Origin of the sequence: Bacillus sp. FSL R9-9497 (assembly GCF_038005805.1) — a bacterium.
GTDB lineage: Bacteria > Bacillota > Bacilli > Bacillales > Bacillaceae_G > Bacillus_A > Bacillus_A cereus.
Genome location: NZ_JBBOTY010000001.1, coordinates 3,490,834 through 3,510,469 on the forward strand (window position 1 = coordinate 3,490,834; position 19,636 = coordinate 3,510,469).

Consider the following 19,636-nt stretch of genomic DNA (forward strand, 5'->3'; position numbering starts at 1 on the left):
ATAATAACCCATATAAAACATAACAAGGAGTAAGCGAACAAATGGGGTCTTTTAATAAATGGATTCGTGGTGAAAAATCTTTTTCTACCCAAGAGCAAGCTGATTACGCATTAAATAAATCTATCTCTTCTTCCCTTTCCCTTAATTTAAAGCACTTGTCCAAACTGTTTAGCGATATTCCAGAATTAATAACACGCACTTTTCCATTAAAAAACGGACAGGAAGCTGCACTTATATATATGGAAGGACTTGTAGACAAAACTGTTATTAACGTAAACATTCTTCGTCCTCTCTTATTTAAAGAGTGGAATGAAGACGATTTTTGGGAAGCTTCTGTTTCTATCGGAAATATAAAAAAAGTTCAACAGTGGACAGACATTGAACAATCTCTTTTACACGGCAAAAGTATTTTATTTATAAACGGGCAACTATCCGCTTTAGAGCTTGATACGCAAGCGGCACCAAAAAGGAGTATTGAAGAACCTACAACAGAGAGCTCCATAAAAAGCTCACACGAAGGATTTAATGAAGTAGCGAGCGACAGCCTTGCACTTATTCGTCGATATATTCCAAATCGCGAATTGAAAGTGAAGGAATTCACTGTTGGTGAACGAGCTACTTCAAAGGTTTTTTTGCTTTATCTAGCAGATGTTGCGAACGAAAATGTCGTAAAAGAAATGGCATCCCGTATCGAGTCAGTAAAAGTTGATGCGATTCTTACTACTGGTGAATTAGAGGGGTTTGTTGAAGATAATTCCTTTACTCTCTTTCCGCAATTATCAATAACTGAACGTCCTGACACAACAGCACATCATATTCTAGATGGGCGAATTGCCGTTATTGTAGATCGCTCACCAGGCGTATTAATAGGACCTATGACCTTTTCATCCTTTTTCCAGACGATAGATGATTACAGCTTCAGACCTATGATTCCATCTTTTATACGACTCCTTCGTTTCACTGGGCTATTTATTGCAATATTTGCTCCTGCTCTTTATATTGCTATGATTTCCTTCCATTATGAAGTGATTCCGCTCAAATTGTTGTTAACGATTGGAGAATCTCGAGCCAAAATTCCTTTCCCCCCCATATTAGAAGCTTTATTAATGGAATTAGTTCTCGAAATGCTCCGAGAAGCAGCGATTCGGCTCCCTGGACCTGTTGGACAAACAATCGGCGTCGTAGGAGGAATTGTAATTGGACAAGCTGCGGTTCAAGCTGGGATTGTTAGTAACGTTATGGTTATCGTCGTATCAATTACTGCGGTTGCCTCTTTCATTATTCCCAACTTAGAAATGTCAGCAGGAATTCGGCTTCTTCGATTCCCAATGATGATAGCCGCCTCTTTATTTGGCGTCATTGGAATTATGGTTGGAATGGCAATTATTATCATCCATATTCTTTCTATGGAATCACTTGGTGTGCCATATGGTAGTCCTTTTTCTCCGTCATATGCTTCGGATTTAAAAGATACCCTTGTACGTTTCCCATGGAAAATTATGAAGAAACGGCCACTATCTCTACAATTAAAACAAGATAACCGGCAAAGAGAGGTTGAGGAAAAGGAGGAGAATAAGTGACAAAACGTGCAAAGAGGGAGATCACTTTATTTCAATACATTTTAACTATTAGTGGTGTTCAAGTTGGGTTCGGCGTACTTACACTTCCGCGTGAAGTTGCACAAGGAGCGAATACAGATGGCTGGATGTCTATTATTATCGGATGTATCATTACCACTTTAGTCAGTCTATGTATTGTAAAAATCATGGAAAAACATCCAGGATATACTTTACTTGATGTGCTGATACGTTATCTTGGAAAATGGCTAGGAAGAGTAGTAATGATTTTTTGGATTTTATATGCTGTACTCGCAGCTGTTTCCTTAATTTTTTCCCTCTTATACGTTATTCATATTTGGATTTTACCTAGATCTCCTATGTCTTTAATTATGATTTTGTTATCCATTCCAATGCTTATGCTTGCATGTAAAGGGGCACTTATTATTAGTCGCTTTGCTGTTTTTACTGTCATCTTTACACTTTGGATGCCATTATTATTATTTATTCCTCTTAAAGATGGGCATTTTATATATCTTCTTCCTCTCATCAAGGAAGGATGGCTACCAATTCTAAACACCGTGAAATCAACTATCATTGCGTTTCTCGGATTCGAGTTTGCATTTGTCCTTTATCCTTATTTAACTAACAAAGCATCTGCAAAAAAAGGAATTATTATTGCGAATTTGATTACGTTATTTATTTATCTTCAAATCACGTTCGTTTCTTTTATTTATTTTAGTCCAGATGGTATAACAAAGTTTTTATGGCCGACTCTTTCTCTTGTTACACCGTTTCACTTCTCATTTCTTGAGCGATTTGAAATTATCTTTTTATCATTTTATCTCTTTATTATTTTTGATTCCTGTATTCCTTATATTTTCACTGCTTCAGATGGAATTAATCAATTACTTAACAAAAAAGGGAGTTCATTACCTATTTATTTTTTATTATTCGGGTGTATTTTCATCTTATTCTTTTATATCCCTTCTTCTTATCAGATAAGTGCGTTGCGGGAATTTTGGGGAACTGCTAGTTATTTTATTGTTTTTCTATTCCCGATTGTATTTCTCTTATACATGACACTTTATCAGCATTGGAAAAGGAGAAAAGTTTAAATGAGACGCTTTATTCGTTTTATTATATTTTATTTTCTCATAATTTTTTTAGCAGGTTGTGAAGATCGGCTTGATTTAGAAAAACAATCCATCTCATTAATTTACGGTTTTGACGCAAAAGCAAAAGGAAAATTAATTGTGTATCACGTAAATCCTATTTTTAATGAAGATGTAGAGAAAAAGTACGAAATTCATGAAGCGAAAGTACATACACCCCGAGAAGCAAAAGATACGTTTAACAGTTCAAGCAGCGGTTTAGTGTCCACAGAAAAGTTACAGCTCATATTGTTTAGCACGAATTTTTTAAAACAAGAAGGAGCTATGCCTTATCTGGATGTTTGGTATCGCGATCCTAAAAATACAGGAAATATGCGCATGGTGGCAGTAGATGGCCCCGTTTCTTCTGTTATATATAATAATTTCAAAGATAAGCCTGCTCTTCCTGAATATTTAACAGATTTAATTAATACGAACAAACTATACAATCGGACCGTGTTTACGACATTCCATGAATTTCATAGACAAACTTTTAATAAAGGGGTAACTCCTGCTATTTCAGAAATAAAAAAAGGGAAGAAAGATGTTATTGTTACTGGTTCGGCACTATTAACCTCTCGTGGAGCTTATAAGATGTCTTTAAATCGCTATGAAAGTGCCCTTCTTCTTATGGTGCAAAAGAAAGCTAATATACCCGTTTCACTTACAATGAAAATCCCCTCTAATTTAGTTGAAAGTAATAGCCATCTAAAAGATACAAAGGGCAACGATTTTATAACAATAAACGTTCTTAGTATGAATCATGATATCGGTACAGACTATAGCGATAACCGATTCAAATTTAATATTAAAATGGATTTAAAAATTGCCGTATCTGAACTTACATTCAACATGGATATGGATAGTGATAGAAAAAAATTAACTTCTCTTATTACAAAACAACTAAACAAAGATTTAAACGAATTAATTCACAAAATTCAAAAACAGCAACTCGATCCATTCGGATTTGGTGATTATGCGAGAGCATTTCGCTATAAAGAATGGAAACAAGTTGAAGATGATTGGCCAAGTGCCTTTTCAAAAGCTAATGTGAAAGTGGCACCAACTATTAAAATTTTAGAAAATGGGATTATTAAATAGAAAAAACACGCTGCTTGCTCTCATACGTCTAAAGAGCAAGTAGCGTGTTATCATTTTTATTTTGAAGCTTCCTATACAGTTATACTTCTGTTTCTGGTTCTTCGTTTTCCGCTTGTTCCAATCCTTGCTGCTCTGCAAGTTCAGCTGAAATCATTCCATAATAAATTTCTGGATACAATCCAAATATTTGATATACACTTCCTAAAAACGGCATCAGAATCCCTCTTTTCTAAAGTTGTATTGCCACTTTTAAGGATTCCCTTTTCATTCATTATACATTCGTTTTTGGCGTTTCTTCTTCATCTTGAACACTTAATAAATTTTGCCATTTTTTATACGGAGCGCTATTTGGATCTACATATCCTTTTGCATGCGAGCGATCCCACAATTGTTTAATAAACATTTCTTTCTCTTTCTTTGCCACCATATCGGCACCTGTACCGTAATAGTTCTGGAAATACAACTCGATTTCATCGAGGAATAGTCTTAATAATTCATCTGATGTTTCTTCTAATGTCGGATCATACTTTGCTTCACGGTCATACATTAAAATCATATCTAAAAGATTGTGGACATGTTCTTTTCTAAGCCATCTTACATCTTGGGCTCCTAATACGAACGGATGTGTATATAAATGTCCACCTTGTATCATCGCCTTTTCTTGCTCTTCTTCAAATCGTGACAAGATGTTTTCATAAATAAACGGATTATGAAGCAATGCTCTGTGTAATTTATAACTTTCGCTTGAAATATTTTTCCCCATCGACTGAATTAAAAAGCTACGTCCTACACCGTTATATTGATACACAAATTGTCCATCAACAGCAACTAAACTAATCCAGCGATACATATATGCGTATAGTAATGCACGATTACATTTATCATAATCTAATTTTGTTTGAGTCGCGTTTAAATCTGGCATAAAGGCTGGTAAGTGCCAATACTTATCTAAATGCGGCGTTAAACTAGATTTTTTACTATTTAATTTATTTACACGGCGATAATACGATTGGAAATAGTCACCTTTATCATTCATAAATCCGTTTGAAATATGTCCTGATGATAATTTAGGAAAATCTTGCAGCGATAAGCCGTAATGCGCTCGATAACAGATTACTTCAAATGGCGAAAAGGCTTCATGTACTGTATCTTTTTCTTTAAACATTTCTTGAATTAATTCCTCTTGCAGCTCTTTCTTTAAAGAAGGATGTATACCCCAATATTGTAATTCCCTATGATGAGCAACTTTCGGAACGAATGGACTCGCTAAATGGAACAGGTCTTCAATTTTTTCACGAACGTATTCATCGCGATCACGTTTCTTATAATCTGCTTCTTTTCGCAACGCTTCAATGATATTCAGTTCTAATTTATCACGATAGCGTACTTGCAGTTCGTCATAACAATAGCTCAGTATATGTTCTCGGTAGAAATCCTCTACCTTTTTCGACTGAATCTCTTCTGTTTTCGCATCACGACAATATTCACCGTACAAACTCATATAAATTTCCGCTGATATATCTTTCGGTAGTACACCTAAATTTAAATGTTGCTGCATATCTTGCCATATCTTTTCTTGCAGCTGTTCCTCAGCTAATACATATACATTCGTCGGGTTTGTTTTCCCTTCAAATTCCTTACTGCGCTTTTGGATCTCAAACAGTAAATTTTCACGTGTTTCATGTAAATTATCAAAAAATCTTTCCCAATATTGAATCATTTTATTAACTGCTTGATATAGCGATTGATATACAAGTTCTAATAGCATTTCTTTTCGATATTCATTTAATTTGTGTACATATTGCGTTACGATGTCTTCAAATTCTCTTTTGAATAAACGTTGCTGATTATTAATCATTTTTCCGAACCAGCCTTGTTGTTGAGCAATTTCTACTCGGCGTACAGCCGTTATCGTTCCATCGATATTACCCACATTAAATTTTTTATCGTAGTTTTGAATTACATTACGCTTTTGTTCATTATTTTCATGTAGTCGATTCATTTTTTCCACTAACTGCTTTCGAATTTCATATAACATAAAACGTGCTGCTACTGGGTGAACTGGATCTGTTTTCTTTAAAAACCATGTATTTAATTGATAGGACTGCCCTTCAGAACCACTTGGTGAAAAGCGGTCTGATTCAATCATGTCATATAAAAGTGTCGTTACATGTTCATGTACACGGCTCGGAATTGCATACGCATATAAACGAACCGCATGATCCACTCTTGCCACTTCACCTTTCATTTGTTCCATCATTTTCAGTTTCGCAGCTGAAATTTTACACTCATGTTGCAGACGATTTAATTCCTCATCTTTTTGCACCGTTCGTTGTACATAACTTTCTACAGCTTCTAAAAACAGTTTTGATTTCGCAACTCCGATCTTACCACCCTCTGCTCCTTCACGTGTTTCATTGTACATTTGTCTATAGAAAATATGAGCTTGCTCTGGACGGGTAGCAAGATGCTCCAAGTCCTCTAAATAACTTTTACCTCTCTCCGGCTTTTCACGTTGCATCCCACGTTTTACATCTTGATCGTATCTTTGCTTCTTCTCTTGAAACAGTTGATCTAAATGAAGCCACGATTCATCTAAACCTTGCACCGCCCATTTTAAAGCACAATATTTTAACACATGTTCATATGGATAAATGAGTTTTGCCGTTCCTGCCCCGCAATATCGCCCTTTTCCGCTTGATTCTGCTAATTGCTGAATTTGATTGTCTTCCTGTGCAAAATGACTTGTGGACATCGGGCTAAATAACTGTAAATAAATTGTATTTGCCATCTGTTCCATATAATCTGATAAATTGTGTAAATGGTGTCCATGTAGGTTTTCATAATCGTATAAGAAACAATAATTGTACGGTAAATGATGTTGTTTAATTGTATGATTCGTTCTTCCGTCTTCATCTACTTGATCAGGGCGATACTCTAATTCAATTGTTACACCGCCGCGTTTTGATAATTCTCCAGTAGAACCGAGCGTAATAGCATGTAATTCTTTTAACGATGCATAGCCGTTCGCTTGCACCGTTTCAAACTCTTTCGCACTAACTGTTCTCGTCTTTACTAAAACATCCGGCATTAAAAACGCACCGCGTATTAAAATGTTATGATGCTGCAATTTTTTCCGAAGCATTTCACGTAAATATAATGCAATTTGCAGAAACATCCCCGAACCTGTTCCGCCTGCTAGTGATGTTACTATAATGACACGCACACCATATTCTGTTTGATCACTTGTAACCGGAAAAATTTTCTCAATTTCTTGCCAAAAGGACGTTAATTTATCTTCTTTCATCGCAGCACGTAACGCTAAACGTGAAATGACGCGTAACTGTCCTGCTCCTTCTGTTAATGGTTTATCAAGTATAGTCGGATCCATCGGAAACCACTCTGGGATTGTTGGATCTCCTGCAATATACTCCCTGGGCGTTTTACTAGAACTCGTTTGTGTCTTAAACTTTCGAATATGATCAAATTTACTCAATGTATTCACATCTGTATCAAATACGTGCATTGCTACCTTTTTCCGGCGCTCTTCAGGTAATTTTTCATATATTTGATGCGTCACAGTACTACCGATTCCACCTAAACCAATTAATATTGTTGGAACTTGTAATGTCATGTGAACCACCTTCCTATTCTTGCTTGTTTGAAAAAAGGGAAAGAGAATCCATACTCCATCCCCTTCTTATCCCTACCTACTATTCACATTCGTACTTGTAAATCTCTTTACCATATCCTCTATCAATTAGTAAAAGTTCATTTGGATATAGTGTCTTATGTTCCATTCCTACTTCATCCTCTGTTATAAACATTCCATCAATAATCATTCCAACTACTTGTGATTCTTTCGCTACAAAGACAGATTTCGAACCTTTCTTCGCTATAAACGTAACGGATTGCACTGTTTTTCTTTCTGCTCTAAATGGGATACCAAAATAATGGTTCCACCATTTATTTCGAAGTAATTCTGGTTCAGATTGATATAGCCAATCTTTCGCTACCTCTTGATCCCATTCATAATACAGTAGTGCTTTCCGGTGAAATCTTGGCCGAACAATCCATCCTAAAACAATGATTCCTACTACTAGTAGTAATAAAGTGATAGGAATGACAAACTTAAAAATAAGCGCATATTTTTCATAAAACGGAGCATCTTGAATATGGAATGTTATGTTTTTCTTTACTTCTTGTAATTTTGAATCCTGCATTACGATGGTAGCTTCTACGGTGCCGGTATCTGTAAAATTAAATGTGTCGGAGTAATAGGGACGAGGATAAACATAGATTTGATTTCCATGTTGCTTTATTTCATAATTGATTGATTGTTTAGATGTGACACCAGTAGATTTTAATAGTTTTTTTACAGCTTCTTCTGTCATTGACTTGCCATCTAACTGTGGTTGTAAAACAAATGGTTTACTATTCTCTAAATTTGTCACTTTTTCTTCATAATCTTTTGTAACAGTTTGAAGTGATAATTTCGGTTTCTCAGCTGTTTCAATTTTAAATTCTTTCGTCTGTCTATAAAACCCCTTTATATTCATATGAACTTTCCCGCGTACTAACCCTTTACCAAGCTTCGTTTCGTAATAAAACACATGCCTCTTATCATCCCACTTCATTGCATATTGTTTTCCGTCTATTTCTACTTCTGCCTGAAAGTAAGAAGACTGAACTGGCAACTCCGTAGGCTTTGCTTCAATAACAGCAGTAACACCTTCGTACATTTTCTCTACATTTTTTTGACTACTATCATCTTTGTCATAAGTAGAAACCGTATAATTAAGCGCTGGTTCAACTAGTACTTGTAGTCCTTCTTTCTCAATGTCCTGGTCCACTTCTATCGTATAAGTTCCTGGTTTAATAACTTCCTCATTTTCCGTACTTATATGAACTATATTTCCGAACAATTTTGCTTCTCCTGGTGCATGTATGGAAAAAGAAGATTGCAATTGTAATGGTTTAGAAATTTGTGTGACCTGATAATCGGGCAGAGAAGGCGATTGTCGTACAAGCGTCATACGCTTTAATGGAAACGGTGTTGTAATCTCTACTCTTTTCCCCACTACTTTCGTTTTTACAATCGATTCAACAGAGGAGAATGGATCACGATTTGCAACTAATGCTGCCACTTGATTTACACTTTTTACAATGCCATCTTCTCCGCTTGACGGCATCGTAACACCATTTATCTCTTTCTTCCATATTTCCTTGAACGTATTTAGTTGTTCTTTTTCTTGTTGTCCTAAATCTTCTTCCATCGTAATTAAGACTGGATGTAACGATATCTTTTTTGCATCCATTTCTTTCTTAAACTGGGCTAATTTCTGCAAAATTTGTTCTTTTCCGCCAACCTTATCTTTCTCTAAATCATTAAATGCCCCGTCAGTTAATACAATAAGCCAAAATTCACGTTTTCCATCTATATCTGCTTCCTTTTTTATAGATTGCATCGCCGTTTCTACCGCGCTAAATGGAGTATTTAAATACGTTTTCCATGCTCCAATTCCCTCAATTTCTGTTTGCCTTTTATCCTTCGTTAACGAAATGTTTAATGGCTCATTCGGCTTACTCATTGGAACGTAAGAAAATTTATCTTTTTCATCCAATAGCGCAACTAAACTTTGCAAAGCATAATTGGCATATTTCCAGCGATCGTTATTTCTCATGCTGCCCGAATCGTCATATACAAGTGAAACGACCCTTTCCTTTGCCTCCTCTCCTTTTGCAAAAGCTGATAAAGGTAAACATATAAATAGAAACAACATGAACGTGGCACAAATTCGGATTTTCATGATGAGGCTTCGCCACCTTTGTAGACAAATTCCTATGTTTAAATTTATGAGAGGAAACAAGATATATGACTTGTATTTTAGGACAACGAACCCAGCATAATTTTATTATGTAAACAGTTATAAGAACTGAATATTATTCCTTCTAGCGTTTTCTATCCGATACTATAAGTAAAAAAGCCTGTTTAAGCTCCACACTTAAAACAGACTTTTCCTACTTTTTATTTTAAAAACACATAACAAAAAGTTTGATTTTTGACTTAACACATCACTTCTATTGTAAATCCACCAGGTGCTTCAACGTAAAACGTATACGCATGGACATGCTTAGGAGGCTCGACCAAAAATCCATCTTCCTTCAATCTTTGATTTATCTTATCTACTTGTTCTTCACTTTCTTGTGGAAATCCTACGTGAAATGTTCTTGGATACTGAACTTCTTTTCCTTTCATTAAAGTTAGTATAAATCCATCATTATCATGCATAACTGCAAAGCCATTTCCCCTTGTTCCACTACAAATTAGACCAAAATACTTCTCTAAAAACTCTCTAGCTGCTGTTACATCTGTAACTGTTAAATTAAGATGTTTAATTCCCAATCCTTCACCTTCTTTCTTAATTTTCTAACATTTTATCATACAAATAAAAAACACGCCTTCCACAGCGTGTTTCATTGCTTTACATACACTTCAACAATCGGATTCTCTTTATTATCCGCATGCAAGCGTATATTCTCTTCACTTGTATTATAAATACTAGCTAATAACATTATCGTTAACACATTAGGTGTCTTCGCATCACTTCCGTATTTTCTCTCAAGCGCTTCCTTATATTCAAAATCTAAATCCCCCTGCACATATGTATACACTTCAAAACCATCTTCTAAATTGCAAACTACTGTATCAATAATATCTGCCCCTACTTGCTTCTTCATTTCCTCTCGTAACGCTTCAATAAAATCTTCCCACGGTACTTCGTATGTCTGAAACTGATCTGTAGATTTCATGCCTTTTCCTCCTTATATATCCTCTTCTTATATTTCCCCTTTCCTATAACAATTATGATAGATAGGGCATTCGTACAAGCCGCACTTGTCCCCCTTACATATCGTATTACTGTAATGCGGAAGGAGAAAAGAATATGCATAGACAAAAATGTTATGATACATGCCAACGTTATTTCGGAAAAGTTGTTCGGATTGAAGACCGTGATGGCCGTATACATTTAGGTAAAATAATCGATGTGACACAAAACTCTGTATGGATCGAACCGGTGCAACAGCGCTCATCTTTTGATTCAGGGTTCGGATACTACGACGCTTATGCAAACGGTGGTTGTGACCTTTGTGGAGGCCTTAGCAGGTGTGATAGTTGTGGATTCGGATGCGGTGGTGGATTCAGCAGCTGCGGATGTGGTGGTCGTGGTTGTAGTAGTTGTGGTTGCGGCGGCTGGGGAGGCGGCGGTTGTGGCTGGGGTGTTGAACTCGGATTTGGTTTCATCTTCGGAATTACATTAGCTGCATTATTTTTCATTTAACATAGTAAAGAGTTGGCTACCTTTAGCCAACTCTTTTTCTTTATTTTTCACATATAAAAATACGATGCCCTAAAATGTATTGGTACATAAGCCGTACATTTTCATGCTGTATCCACGCCTCATATAACTCATTCGGAATATGTGAGGATACATTCCATTCTGGCTCTTCTACATAGCCAGAGATTGTTTCTGCAATCGTGCCACCACCAGCAATTGTAATTCTTTTAAAATTTGCTTTCTGAAATAATTGTACCCACTCCTTCTCAGTTAATAGTTCTTTCATGCCATATAATTGGGCGATTTTTTCTTCCTCACCCTTATCAATGTGCCTATCAATAATCATTTCAATGACAACAAGCTTACCGTCCTGCTGTAATACACGATAACACTCCGAGATAACCCTTTCTTTGTCTGTAAAAGCGATGATTGATTCTCCAAGTACGAACTCAAATGAGTTATTCAAACACGGTAAATGCTCTACACTTCCTTCAATTAATTGTATATCTAACCCTTCAAACAACCATCTATCTTTTGCCTTTTGAATCATAATTTCATTCTTTTCAACAGTTGTTACTTTATAACCAAATTCCCTTGTCATATATGCCGCTGTTTTTCCCGTACCGCAACCTATTTCAAGGACATTCGCTCCATATTTAAAAGGCAGTTGTGCTAACAATTGTTTTGTTAACGTAAAACCACCAGGATGAGCACTTCCTATTCCGTAATAAGCTAGGAAATCGATGTATGTGTTTCGCTTCATGGGATTCTCCCTTTTTTATTTTATATATTCGAGCACGGAAGAAAAGTGCATAGAAAAAGGGGCGTATTGTACGCCCCCCATCTTACTTATCCTCTGTAATATATGCCCATTTATAGCTGTAGTCTCCACCAACTGGATGGTGAACAATACCTTTTACTTTCTGTCTTTGAACGATAGCATCACCACGTTGATATAATGGTGCAATTGCTGCATCTTCCAATAACATTTTCTCCGCTTTCAGTAAGCTATCCCAACGCTCTTTCGTTTTCGTTAATAGCTCACCTTTACCTTTTTGTACAATTTCATCATATTTAGGATTTGAATATCCTGTTTGGTTATGAGGGCCATTTGTAACGAACATATCAATGAATGTCATTGGATCTAAGTAGTCAGGTCCCCAACCAGCGTAAGATAAATCATAATCTAGATCTGATTCTAATTTTAACTTTTGTTTAAATGGCTGGTTTTTCAAATTCACTGTTAAACCTGGTAAGTTTTTCTCAAGTTCTCCTTTTAAGAATTCTCCTACTTTTTTCGCACCATCACCATCATAGTTTAATAGTTCTACTGTAATTGCATCTTTTCCAAGTTCTTTTTTCGCTTTTTCCCAATGCTCTTTTGCTTTTTTCACATCTGTTTTTAAAATATCTCCATTTTCTTTACGGAAGTCTTTTCCATCTGGGCTCTTAGCAAATTCTTTTGGTACTAAGTAATCTGCCGGTGTAGATCCGTCATTTAAAATAACGTTCGTTAAGCCTTTTTTATCATACGCTTTTGCAATCGCTAAACGTAGATCTTTGCTCTTTAACACTGTATCTTGCCCACCACGTTTTTGGTTTAAGCGTAAGAAGTACGTTGACGGTGTTTTTTGTGTAAAGAAGTCGGGGTTTGATTTATATTTGTCAACAAATTCAGATGTAAGTCCTGAACGATCGATTTGTCCACTTTCATATAAGTTAACACGTGTACCACTATCTTTTACTACGTTAAAGTTGATTTCATCTAACTTCACTGTTTTATTATCCCAATATTGTGCATTTTTCTTTAACTTCCAACCTTCTTCATGTTTCCAGTCTGTCAATGTAAACGGTCCGTTGTATAACGTCGTATCTGATTCTAAACCGTACTTTTCACCTTTTTCTTTTACAAATTTCTCGTTTAATGGATAAAATGTTCCAAATGAAGTTAATTCTACAAAGTAAGGAACTGGATTTTCTAATTCTACTTCTAACGTATAGTCATCTACAGCTTTTACTCCTAACGTATCTAGTTCAGCTTTTCCTTCATTAATCGCTTGTGCATTTTTCAAATCAAACATAATGTATGCATATTCTGCTGCTGTATTTTTATCTACCGCACGTTTCCAAGCAAACACGAAATCTTTCGCTGTTACAGGCTCTCCATTTGACCATTTTGCATTTTTATTTAATGTAAATGTATACTTTTTACCATCATCACTCTTTTTATATGATTCAGCAACTCCTGGTGTTGCTTTATTATCTTTATCAAGTCGATATAAACCTTCCATTACGTTGTTTAAAGCTAGAAACGATACTTGGTCTGTCGCTTTAGCAGAGTCCATAGATGGAATCTCTTGAGACTCTGTTAAATTAAGCACTTGCTTCGCCGCTAGCTTTCCGCCTTCTTTTTCACCACTTTTCGGTGTTGTGCTTGCCTTCTCTTTATCTCCTGATCCAGAGCAAGCTGTTAATGCCATACTCATTACTAAAACTGGTGCTACGACCGCTGTCAATTTTTTCATCTTTTTTCTCTTCATTTTTTGTACCCTCCCCAATTATATGTACGATATTAACATTTAGAATTTCTCTACTAACTTTCGTTATCAGAAAATTCTTATTAATTAATATTCTACTATTTTTTAAAAATTTGTAAAGTATTTTTGTAAATTTTCTAAATATTTATTTTTTTATTATAGTAACTTGTTGTTTTAACTACTATATGAATTATCCCCGTCTACTTATATGTAAACATCCCTCCCCTTATTCCAATCTATTACTACGTTCTATATTTTTCTTATTAGCATGAGGTCTCTTACTATCATCTGTCTTACTACTTACTGACCTCTCTAAATTCCTCCGATAGAACCTTCCTAATTACCTACCCGATTCTCAATAGGCTAACGAGATTTATTCCCTTATACATACTAAAAAGCATTTCAAAAGCAGCTCAGCCACTTTTGAAATGCTTTCACTTTATTTTTTTCCGCCATCCTCAGTTACATACGCCCACTTAAAGCTATATTCTGGACTGATGTTATGTTTCACAATTCCTTTTACATTCGGTTTCATTACATACGATCTTCCTGTTTGATATAAAGGAACTAACCCTGCATCTTCTTCAAGGAATAATTTTTCAGCTTTCCCTAACGTTTCCCAGCGTTTTTTCGCATCACTCATTAATTCATTACCTGCTTTTCCTACCATTTCATCGTATTTTGGATTTGAATAACTCATTTGGTTGTACGGGCTCTTCGATTCAAACATATCAATAAATGTCATTGGATCCGCATAGTCTGGACTCCAACCTGCATAAGAAATTTCATAATCTTGCGCAGTTTCTAATTTTAATTTTTGTTTGAACGGCTGAATTTTCGTATTAATCGTTACACCTTTTAAATTTTTCTCAATTTGATCTTTTACATAGTCAGCAATCTTTTTCGCAGTTCCATCATCATAGCTTAGCAATTCAATTGTAACTTGATCTTTTCCAAGTTCTTTTTTCGCTTCTTCCCACGCTGCTGCTCCTTTTTTCGGATTATATTTCAGACCATTTTTAAATGTATCTTGATAATCTTTACCATCTGGCCCTGTCGCAAGTCCTTTTGGAACCAATTGATCTGTTGCTTTTGAACCATTATTTAAAATTACATTTGCCAATCCTTTTTTATCAACTGATAATGCAATTGCTTCACGAAGTTTTTTGCTCTTTAAAGGCGTATCTTGTCCGTTACGTTTTTGATTTAAACGTAAGAAGAATGTACTTGATTCCGCATACTCACCATATTCTTCTTTGTTCGATTTATATTTATCTACAAACTCTCCTGATAGTAATGTAAAATCAATTGATCCTGTATCATATAAGTTTACTTTCGTTGCAACCTCTTTTACTACACTATAGTTAATTTCTTCTAATTTCACAGTCTTTTTATCCCAGTACTTATCATTTTTCTTCAGCTGCCAACCTTGTTCATGTTTCCATGAAGACATAACGAATGGACCATTATACACAGTTGTATCTGCTTCTAAACCGTACTTATCACCTTTTTCTTTTACGAATTTTTCATTTAATGGATAGTATGATGGGAATGCTAATAAATTTAAGAAATACGGTACCGGTTTTTCTAATTCTACTTCTAGCGTGTAATCATCTACCGCCTTCGCCCCTAATTCAGTTACAGGTTTTTCTCCTTTATTAATTGCTTCTGCATTTTTAATATAGTAAGCAATAAATGCATATTCTGCCGCAGTATTCTTATCAAGTAAGCGCTTCCATGCAAAAACGAAATCTTTCGCTGTTACAGGATCACCATTTGACCATTTTGCATCTTTTCGCAGTTTAAACGTATACTTTTTACCATCTTCACTTTTCGTACTAGACTCTGCCGCAGCAGGAATTGGCTTATTATCTTTATCAAGGCGATATAGGCCTTCCATCGTGTTCCCTAAAATTTGCGAACCTAATGTATCAGTAGATTTAGAAGTATCCATCGTCGGAATTTCTTGGTTTTCCGTACGATTTAATACTTGTTTCGCTGCATATTTAATATCAGATTTTTTTTCTTCCCCACTATTTGATGTAGTAGTCGTTTTCTTTTCCCCACCTGACCCAGAACATGCTGTCAATGCAACACTCATCGCTAAAACTGGTACTACAACTGCCGTTAACTTTTTCATCTTTTTTCTCTTCATTTTTGTACCCTCCCTAATTATATGTACATTACCAACCCTTGAGAGACCCCTTACTAAAGATTATTTTTTCAGAAAATTACAACTAATGTTATTCTACTCTTTTTTTCGTATTTGTAAATAGTTTAATTTTAAATATTCTGATTTTTTTAATTTAGTAGGATTTATCCCCCATCTACTATATGTATATACTATACACCTTATTCGCCTCTATTTAACCACACTAAAAATTAGTATTTTAAGCTCACAAAAAAGCATTTAAAAGTAGCTAAGCCACTTTTAAATGCTTTTTCAACTCTATTATTTTTCAGTTACATATGCCCACTTAAAGCTAAATTCTGGACTGATATTATGTTTTACTACACCTTTTACATTTGGTTGTAAAACATAAGAATCTCCACGTTGATATAAAGGTACAATCGCTACATCTTCTTCAAGTAATGTTTTTTCAGCTTTTCCTAACTCTTCCCAACGTTTCTTTGCATCGCTCATTAATTCCGTTCCAGCTTTTTTCACCATGCCGTCATATTTAGGATCAGAGAAGCTCATTTGGTTATGAGAATGTCCAGTCTCAAACATATCTAAGAACGTCATTGGATCTGCATAATCCGGATTCCATCCGCCATACGAAATATCATATTGTTGTTCAGTTTCTAATTTTAGTTTTTGCTTAAATGGCTGAAGTTTAATGTTAACTGTTACACCTTTTAAGTTCTTCTCAATTTGGTCCTTAATATATTCTCCAACTTTTTTCGCATTACCAGTATCATAGTTTAAGAATTCAATTGTAACTTGGTCTTTACCTAGCTCTTTTTTCGCTTCTTCCCAAGCTGCAGCAGCTTTTTTAGCATTTGGTTTTAAACCATTTTTAAACGTTTCTTGGAAGTCTTTACCGTCTGGTCCAGTTGCTAAACCTTTTGGTACTAAGAAGTCAGCTTCTTTTGATCCATCATTTAAAATTACGTTTGCTAAATTCTTTTTATCAACTGATAGTGCAATTGCTTCACGTAACTTTTTACTCTTTAATGGTGTATCTTGTCCATCACGTTTTTGGTTCATACGAATGAAATACGTACTCACTTGTGAATATGTTCCGAATTCATCTTTCTTATTTCTGTATTTATCTACGAACTCTCCAGTTAATAAAGCAAAGTCAACTTGACCGCTATCATATAAATTGATAAGAGTTGCTGGTTCTTTAACAACACTGAAGTTAACTTCTTCAAGTTTTACAGTCTTTTTATCCCAATATTGATCATTTTTCTTTAATTGCCATCCTTGTTCATGCTTCCAATCTTTAAGAACGAACGGTCCATTATAAACTGTTGTATCAGACTCTATACCGAACTTCTCGCCCTTTTCTTTAACGAACTTTTCGTTTAATGGATAATATGATGGGAATGCTACTAAGTTTAAGAAGTACGGTACTGCTTGCTCTAACTCAACTTCAAGCGTAAGATCATCTACTGCTTTTACTCCTAATTCAGTTACAGGTTTTTCTCCTTTATTTACTACTTCTGCATTTTTAATCGGGAATGCGATAAATGCATACTCAGCAGCTGTTTTTGGATCTAATAGACGTTGCCAAGCATATACGAAATCTTTCGCCGTTACTGGATCTCCATTTGACCATTTTGCATCTTTACGTAGTTTAAATGTATATTTTTTACCATCTTCACTTTTCGTGCTAGATTCTGCTGCAGCTGGAATAGGCTTATTATCTTTATCAAGACGATATAATCCTTCCATCGTATTCCCTAGCATTTGTGAAGATACTGTATCTGTTGATTTAGAAGAATCCATCGTTGGAATCTCTTGGTTTACTGTTCGATTCAACACTTGTTTTGCCGCTAATTTTCCCTCTGACTTGCTATCTCCACTTGAGTTTGTGCTTGTCTTTTTATCTCCGCCTGATGTAGAACATGCTGTTAGTGCCATGCTCATTGCTAAAACCGGTACTACAACTGCTGTTAGTTTTTTCATTTGTTTCTTTTTCATTTTGTACCCTCCCTAATTCTTAACGATAGCTATTAAAGAATTTTCTGATAATTCTGTTTTTCTCTATATATTTATCAGACGATTCTTACTAATTCTTATTCTACTAATTTTTTAATTTTTGTAAAGTATTATTATTGAAAATTTTTAAAAAATTATTTTTTTACAGTAATATTCATAAAAATTCCATATGTTGTTCAAACCTTATTTCGCATTCATACACATTCGTTGTTTTAATCACTTCGATCTCATTTACCGCTTGAATACTTGTTAATTATTGCTAATAAATAATGCATATATCTAAAAACATCTTTTCTACAAAAATAAAAAAGTCAGCAAAGCTGACTTTTTACCTGGCCATTTTTTCTCGTTTCATTTCCTCTACTACTCTCGTATACTTCTCATCATCAAATTCATTTTCACTTTTTGCAACAACTACAGTTGCAATACCGTTACCAATTAAATTAACGATAGCACGTGCTTCTGACATGAAACGATCTACACCAAGTAATAACGCTAAACCTTCTAATGGGATAACATTCATTGCAGATAGAGTAGATGCTAGTACAATGAATCCCCCGCCGGTTACTGCTGCTGCTCCTTTAGATGTAACTAATAAAATAGCTATTATTGTTAATTGTTGACCTAGTGAAAGATCGACGTGGAAAACTTGTGCTAAAAATATAGTAGCCATCGATAAATAAATCGTTGTTCCATCTAAGTTAAAAGAATAGCCTGTTGGAATGACTAAACCTACTACCGGTTTCGAACACCCGAAGTCTTCCATCTTTGTCATCATTCGCGGCAGTACTGATTCTGACGATGATGTCCCGAGAACAATAAGTAATTCTTCTTTAATATGCGCTAAATATTTCCACAAACTAAATTTATACAGTTTACAAATAAAATTTAAAACAATAAAAACAAATAATGCCATTGTCGCATATACACAAATCATTAATTTGCCAAGTGGTATGAGCGTGCTTAAACCATACTTCCCAATTGTAAATGCCATCCCACCGAATGCTCCAACCGGTGCTAATTTCATTACAATTGATAAAATGTTAAAAAATACTTTCGATAATCTTTCAAAAAAATCAATAACCGGTTGTCCATTTTTCCCTAACATCGTTAATCCTGCGCCGAATAAAATGGAGAAGAATAACACTTGTAAAATATCACCTTTTGCAAATGCTTCAAACATGTTAGACGGCACAATATGTAAAAAGAAATCCATCCATTTCATTTCTTGCCCGCTTTGTACATATTGTGAAACATCTCCGCCTTTTAGTTTTGAGGGATCTAATCCATCTCCGGGACGCACAACATTTGCTACGATGATACCAATAATTAAAGCAGCTGTTGTAACAATTTCAAAATATAGTAGTGCCTTCCCACCAACACGGCCTACCTTTTTCATACTTCCCATACTTGCAATACCGAGTACAATTGTTAAAAAGATAATCGGTGCAATAACCATTTTAATCATATTGATGAATGTTTCACCAATTGGCTTCATTTGTTGTCCAACACTCGGCCAAATTGCCCCTACTGCAATACCACAAATAATGGCCACAATAACTTGGAATGTTAAATTCTTTGCAATTCTCATTTTTGCTACTCCCCTGTATTTTCATTTCTCCCAAACTATTTTAAGCAATAACATTTATTCTATATGGTAGCCCCCTTGCTACTTAACTTGAACCCTACTATTATGTTACACTATTAACTAAAATTTTAAAATAGTATATAACATTAAAAACTAAATGTCATACCATTAGACAAAAATAAAAAAGCAGAC

Annotated in this window: 14 protein-coding genes; 4 read left to right on the top strand and 10 right to left on the bottom strand. The window is 35.1% G+C overall.

Features of this window, described 5'->3' with window-relative positions:
* Positions 1-41: 41 nt before the first annotated feature.
* Genes MKY21_RS17900 through MKY21_RS17910 form a run of 3 tightly spaced genes read left to right on the top strand, consistent with a single transcriptional unit; the run spans position 42 to position 3,811 of the window.
* Entirely contained in the window at positions 42-1,580 is a 1,539-nt protein-coding gene (locus MKY21_RS17900; protein WP_016118449.1) for a spore germination protein, read from the top strand.
* Positions 1,577-2,674, top strand: coding sequence for an endospore germination permease (locus tag MKY21_RS17905; protein WP_086391347.1), 1,098 nt, complete (start codon positions 1,577-1,579; stop codon positions 2,672-2,674). Before MKY21_RS17900 ends, MKY21_RS17905 begins: the two co-directional genes overlap by 4 nt.
* Positions 2,675-3,811, top strand: coding sequence for a Ger(x)C family spore germination protein (locus tag MKY21_RS17910; protein WP_137070270.1), 1,137 nt, complete (start codon positions 2,675-2,677; stop codon positions 3,809-3,811).
* A gap of 79 nt (positions 3,812-3,890) precedes the next feature.
* Here MKY21_RS17910 and MKY21_RS17915 read toward each other — a convergent pair whose 3' ends face one another.
* From MKY21_RS17915 to MKY21_RS17935, 5 genes are all read right to left on the bottom strand, one after another.
* The gene (locus MKY21_RS17915) at positions 3,891-4,025 is read right to left on the bottom strand and encodes a hypothetical protein (protein WP_001116174.1); all 135 of its coding nucleotides are present in this window, start codon (positions 4,023-4,025) and stop codon (positions 3,891-3,893) included.
* A gap of 57 nt (positions 4,026-4,082) precedes the next feature.
* A complete protein-coding gene (locus MKY21_RS17920) occupies positions 4,083-7,445 on the bottom strand; it encodes a tubulin-like doman-containing protein (protein ID WP_137074742.1) in 3,363 nt (1,120 codons plus the stop codon).
* A gap of 79 nt (positions 7,446-7,524) precedes the next feature.
* Positions 7,525-9,621: a vWA domain-containing protein gene (locus MKY21_RS17925; protein ID WP_074624864.1), complete on the bottom strand. Its 2,097-nt coding sequence runs from the start codon at positions 9,619-9,621 to the stop codon at positions 7,525-7,527.
* Positions 9,622-9,878: 257 nt separating this feature from the next.
* Positions 9,879-10,217, bottom strand: a complete 339-nt coding sequence (locus tag MKY21_RS17930; protein ID WP_109140469.1) for a VOC family protein — start codon at positions 10,215-10,217, stop codon at positions 9,879-9,881.
* Between the two features lie 71 nt (positions 10,218-10,288).
* Positions 10,289-10,624: a hypothetical protein gene (locus tag MKY21_RS17935; RefSeq protein ID WP_000842885.1), complete on the bottom strand. Its 336-nt coding sequence runs from the start codon at positions 10,622-10,624 to the stop codon at positions 10,289-10,291.
* A gap of 134 nt (positions 10,625-10,758) precedes the next feature.
* On the opposite strand from MKY21_RS17935, the gene MKY21_RS17940 reads away from it, so the two are divergent.
* On the top strand, positions 10,759-11,154 hold the full coding sequence (locus tag MKY21_RS17940; protein WP_000554977.1) for a hypothetical protein: 396 nt from the start codon (positions 10,759-10,761) through the stop codon (positions 11,152-11,154).
* 40 nt (positions 11,155-11,194) lie between these two features.
* Here the strand turns inward: MKY21_RS17940 and MKY21_RS17945 are convergent, their stop codons facing one another.
* The 5 genes from MKY21_RS17945 to MKY21_RS17965 all read right to left on the bottom strand — a co-directional run bounded on the left by MKY21_RS17945 (position 11,195) and on the right by MKY21_RS17965 (position 19,447).
* On the bottom strand, positions 11,195-11,914 hold the full coding sequence (locus MKY21_RS17945; RefSeq protein ID WP_137074744.1) for a class I SAM-dependent methyltransferase: 720 nt from the start codon (positions 11,912-11,914) through the stop codon (positions 11,195-11,197).
* An 82-nt stretch (positions 11,915-11,996) separates the two neighbouring features.
* Positions 11,997-13,691, bottom strand: a complete 1,695-nt coding sequence (locus MKY21_RS17950) for a peptide ABC transporter substrate-binding protein (RefSeq protein ID WP_000823447.1) — start codon at positions 13,689-13,691, stop codon at positions 11,997-11,999.
* Positions 13,692-14,127: 436 nt separating this feature from the next.
* Positions 14,128-15,843, bottom strand: coding sequence for a peptide ABC transporter substrate-binding protein (locus MKY21_RS17955; protein WP_000823472.1), 1,716 nt, complete (start codon positions 15,841-15,843; stop codon positions 14,128-14,130).
* Between the two features lie 297 nt (positions 15,844-16,140).
* Positions 16,141-17,838, bottom strand: a complete 1,698-nt coding sequence (locus MKY21_RS17960) for a peptide ABC transporter substrate-binding protein (protein WP_086391345.1) — start codon at positions 17,836-17,838, stop codon at positions 16,141-16,143.
* 346 nt (positions 17,839-18,184) lie between these two features.
* Positions 18,185-19,447, bottom strand: coding sequence for a dicarboxylate/amino acid:cation symporter (locus tag MKY21_RS17965; protein WP_001216971.1), 1,263 nt, complete (start codon positions 19,445-19,447; stop codon positions 18,185-18,187).
* Positions 19,448-19,636: the final 189 nt, after the last annotated feature.